5 protein-coding genes are annotated in these 4822 nt (G+C 49.3%); all 5 read right to left on the bottom strand.

Annotation, left to right across the window (positions count from 1 at the left end; translation table 11 throughout):
* Positions 1-275, bottom strand: a 275-nt coding sequence (locus Q0231_RS01835) for a peptidylprolyl isomerase (RefSeq protein ID WP_299344327.1), incomplete at its 3' end; no start/stop codon positions are given.
* 85 nt (positions 276-360) lie between these two features.
* A complete protein-coding gene (locus Q0231_RS01830) occupies positions 361-993 on the bottom strand; it encodes a peptidylprolyl isomerase (RefSeq protein WP_299344324.1) in 633 nt (210 codons plus the stop codon).
* Positions 990-1481 carry a pantetheine-phosphate adenylyltransferase gene (gene coaD / locus Q0231_RS01825; protein ID WP_269394271.1) on the bottom strand — a complete coding sequence of 164 codons (492 nt, stop codon included), beginning with the start codon at positions 1479-1481 and terminating at the stop codon, positions 990-992. Before coaD ends, Q0231_RS01830 begins: the two co-directional genes overlap by 4 nt.
* Positions 1482-1493: 12 nt before the next feature.
* Entirely contained in the window at positions 1494-2120 is a 627-nt protein-coding gene (locus Q0231_RS01820) for a LysE family translocator (protein WP_299344319.1), read from the bottom strand.
* Positions 2121-2151: 31 nt separating this feature from the next.
* On the bottom strand, positions 2152-4822 hold a 2671-nt coding region (gene gyrA / locus Q0231_RS01815; protein WP_299344316.1), incomplete at its 5' end, for a DNA gyrase subunit A.

The raw sequence follows: 4822 nt of genomic DNA, 5'->3' as shown, positions 1-4822 counted from the left end.
GAGCATGTGCCACGAACATGTGATGTTTCGTTGAATTCTTGCTCAAGGTCTGGCTTGTCAGAACCGCCAGTTCCTGTGCCCAACGGACAGCCGACTTGCGCCATGAAGCCATCAATTACACGGTGAAACACGATACCATCGTAAAAGTTTTCGCGTGCCAATTCCTTGATACGCTCAACGTGCTTTGGTGCCACATCTGGAAGCATTTGAATGACAACGCTGCCTTTTGACGTTTCAAGCAACAATGTGTTTTCGCGATCTTTAATTTCAACCATGTTAAATCTCCTTTGTTGCCGCCTACTTATACGGCCAAGCGCATTCCGGCTAGCCCCATTTTTTGACTATTTGGTCGTAACTGCCTTAGCGATCCAGCACTTTGAGTGAAATCATCTTGTCTGGGTCGGTAACGATACCGTTTTGGCCGGTGCCTTTTTTGATCTGGTGGATATGTTCCATGCCATCGCGAACGAATCCAAGCACTGTATATTGACCATCAAGGAAATTTGCATCGTCAAAAGTAATGAAGAACTGTGAATTTGCAGAATCTGGATTTTGGCTTCGTGCCATGCCGATGGTGCCACATTGGTAAGGGGTATCTGTAAACTCGGCAGGCAAATCAGGCAAATCAGACCCACCCATACCAGTGCCGGTTGGATCGCCCGTTTGTGCCATGAAACCGTCAATTACGCGGTGAAAAACAATGCCATTGTAGAAGCCATCTTTTGCAAGGGATTCTAAGCGCGCCACATGAAGGGGCGCTAAATCTGGGCGCAACTCGAGCAACACGTCGCCGGTTTTAAGCTCAAGTTGAAGCATAACGGGTTTGACACCATCAGGCGCCTTGGGTGTTTCACACGCAGCATACTCAACAGGTTCAACCGGAGCGGGCGCTGATGGTTTAAAATTAACATACAAAAGATAACCAGCAACCGCCAGCAGTGCCACAACCAAAAGAGAGACAAATTGGTTGTTTTTTTTAGGAGTTTCGCTCATTTTTTTGCCAATAGTTTGAGAACTGCGGAAGGTACAAATGCTGAAATGTCACCATTCATTTGGGCGATTTGACGGACCAGCGTGGCCGAAATATGGCGGACATGCGGACTTGAAGGCACGAACACCGTCTGTTGGTCTGGCGCCATCTGGGCATTCATACCCACCATTTGCATTTCATAATTATAGTCTGTTGTGTCGCGTAAACCGCGAATAATGATGTTTGCACCGACATCACGAGCCGCCTGCACCATCAAACCGTCAAACGTCACCAATTCTAACTCAGTATTGTTTCGCGCTGCCATTGCTGCGGTTGTTTGCTGCAACAATTCAAAGCGCTCCTCTGTCGTTGTTAGAGGCGCTTTTGAATGGTGCACACCTACACCAACAATTAGTTTGTCTACCAAACGACATGCGCGTTCGATGACATCCAAATGGCCATTGGTTATGGGATCAAATGAGCCGGGATAAAACCCAATTTGCTTTGTCATCGAGTTTCCTTCCTAAATTTTGCGTTGCAGCGCCAACCATGCGCCACCGACAATCAAAAGCGACCCTGAGATTTTGTTGACTATAGATAGTCGTTGTTGGGTCAAAAACTTGCGCGTGCCACCTGCAGCAACTGCATAAATGCTGTCTAGAATTGTAAACACCAGCATGGTGATAAGTCCTAAGCCAACGACTTGTGGCGCGGTCGCTGCTGAAGGCTCAATAAACTGCGGTAAAAACGCTCCCAAAAACAGCAGCGCCTTGGGATTTGACATGGTGACCACGAAGCCCTGAATGACCGATTGGTGGCCACTTTTGACAGAAGTGTTTTCGTCAAAAACCAGACCGGCCCTACTGGTGATCATCTTATAGCCGATCCACAACAAATAGGCGGCGCCAACTAGCTTCACCCAAAAGAATGCCCAACTCATAAAACCTATTACCGCTTGAAGGCCCAGTGCGACAACAATCACCATTAGGAATATGGCGATTTGCGCACCCAGCACTGTCAGAAGTCCAGCAACTGGGCCCCTTGCGAGGGCATTAGCGACGATCAAAGTGACGGTTGGTCCAGGAACGATGGCCACAAAAAAGCACGCTGTAATGAACGCGATAAACGCAGATGGCTCGAGCAAAATCATAGACTAGTCCCCATAACGGGCAGGAATGCGTCTATTCGCTTTCCTTACCATCTCCATTTTCGTCCGACTGATCATTACCGTCAACTTGGTCTTCGTCATCTTCTGGCTCAGGTTCAGAAATTCGCTCAACAGAAACGACTTGTTCGCCTTTTGCTGTATCCAGAATTGTAACACCCTGTGTTGCGCGACCAGCAATCCGAATGCCATCCACTGGAACACGAATGAGCTTACCACCGTTGGTAACCAACATGATTTGATCATCGTTTTCAACCGGGAAGGACGCAATGATTTTGCCGTTGCGATCACTCATGGCCATCGCTGTAATGCCTTTGCCGCCGCGACCGGTTTTGCGATACTCATAGGCTGAAGAGCGTTTGCCGTAGCCATTTTCAGAGATTGCGAGAATGAATTGCTCTGCTGCGCTCATTTCTGCGTAGCGATCTTGGTCGATCTCGGCGGCGCTCATTGCTTCGCCTTCTTCAGATTCACTTGAATCACCTTCAATGAGGCGACGTAGTTTCAAATAAGCGGTTCGCTCATCGGCAGTGGCATCGAAATGCCCAAGGATCGACATAGCGATAACTTCGTCGCCCTCTGCCAACTTGATACCGCGTACACCAACCGAATTACGACCAGCAAAAACACGCACTTCATCAACGCCAAACCGCATAGCTTGACCCATTTGGGTTGTCAGGAGAACGTTATCCTCAGGCGAGCATGTTTCAACCCCAACGATGCCATCACCGTCTTCAAGCTTCATGGCGATCTTACCATTGCGATTGACCTGAACGAAGTCTGCAAGTGAATTGCGACGAACTGTCCCGCGAGTGGTCGCGAACATAATGTCGAGATCCTGCCAGGTGGTTTCATCTTCAGGCAGCGGCATAATCGAGGTGATACGCTCGCCTTCTTGCAATGGCAGTATATTGATGAGCGCCTTGCCGCGTGAGTTGGCTGCGCCAATTGGCAAACGCCAGACTTTAAGTTTGTAGACAATTCCGCGTGAAGAGAAGAACAAAACCGGCGTGTGAGTATTAGCGACAAAAAGCCGTGCAACAAAGTCTTCGTCACGCGTTGACATGCCCGAGCGACCTTTGCCGCCGCGGCGCTGTGCGCGATAAGTTGAAAGTGGAACACGTTTAATGTAGCCGCCATGAGAAACAGTGACGACCATTTCTTCGCGTGCAATTAAATCTTCGTCGTCCACATCGCCAGCAACATCAAGGATTTGCGTACGTCTAGGGGTGCCAAACCGGTCTCGTACATCAATCATTTCGCTGCGGATGATATCGACAATTCGTTCGCGTGAACGCAGGATTTCAAGGTAGTCCTTGATTTCCTCGCCAAGTTTGTTCAACTCGTCGCCAATTTCATCACGACCAAGAGCGGTCAGGCGCTGCAACCGCAACTCTAGGATCGCGCGCACTTGTTCTTCTGAGAGGAAATAAGTGCCATCATCGGTCACTCTGTGTCGCGGATCATCGATGAGCTTAATAAGAGAGTCAACATCGTGTGCAGGCCACGCGCGTTCAAGCAAACGTGCGCGGGCGGTTGCAGGATCTGGAGACGTGCGAATGATTGCGATCACTTCATCAACATTGGCAACGGCAATAACCAAGCCCACCAAAATGTGAGCACGGTCACGTGCTTTGTTGAGCAAGAATTTCGTACGCCGACTCACCACGTCTTCGCGGAAGTCGACAAAGGCTTTCAAAATTTGGCGAAGGTTTAGCTGTTCAGGTTTGCCCCCGTTCAGCGCAACAAAGTTGCAGCCAAATGAAGTTTGCAAAGGTGAGAAACGGTAAAGCTGGTTCAATACAACGTCAGCAAAGGCGTCGCGTTTAAGCTCGATCACCACGCGCATGCCGTTTCTATCTGACTCATCGCGAATGTCCGAAATACCTTCGATACGTTTATCGCGCACCAATTCGGCAATCTTTTCAATCATCGACGCTTTATTCACCTGATAGGGAATTTCGGTGATGATCAGCGCTTCGCGGTCTTTGCGGATTTCTTCGGTTGTGACAACGCCGCGCATAAGCACGGAGCCCCTGCCCGTTTCATATGCAGACCGAATGCCGTGCCGGCCAAGAATAATGCCCGCCGTAGGAAAATCTGGCCCTTGGACGATGTCCATCAATTCTTCGGTTGTAATCTCTGGATTATCCATGATGGCGATTGCGCCATCAATCACTTCAACCAAATTGTGGCTTGGAATATTCGTCGCCATACCAACGGCGATACCGCCAGACCCGTTTACCAACAAGTTGGGGAACCGCGCTGGTAAAATTGTTGGTTCGCTTTCCGTATTATCGTAGTTGTCTTTGAAGTTTACAGTGTCGCGGTCGATGTCCTCAAGGATCATCGTTGTCACGCGTTCCATGCGCACTTCTGTGTAACGCATCGCGGCGGGCATATCGCCATCGATTGATCCGAAGTTTCCTTGGCCATCAATCAGAGGCAGGCGCATGGAAAATTCTTGCGCCATACGAACCATGGCATGGTAAATGGCGGTATCACCGTGGGGGTGATATTTACCAATCACGTCGCCAACTACACGCGCAGACTTACGATATTGCTTGTTCCATTCGTAGCCGTTCTCATGCATCGAATAAAGAATCCGACGGTGAACTGGCTTTAGGCCGTCTCGAACATCAGGCAAAGCACGGCTAACAATTACGCTCATTGCGTAATCGAGATAG

This window comes from uncultured Maritalea sp., from assembly GCF_937139385.1.
In the GTDB taxonomy this organism is placed as follows: domain Bacteria; phylum Pseudomonadota; class Alphaproteobacteria; order Rhizobiales; family Devosiaceae; genus Maritalea; species Maritalea porphyrae_A.
Note: the sequence above shows the minus strand (reverse complement) of the source record. Positions and strands in the feature narration are given on the sequence as shown.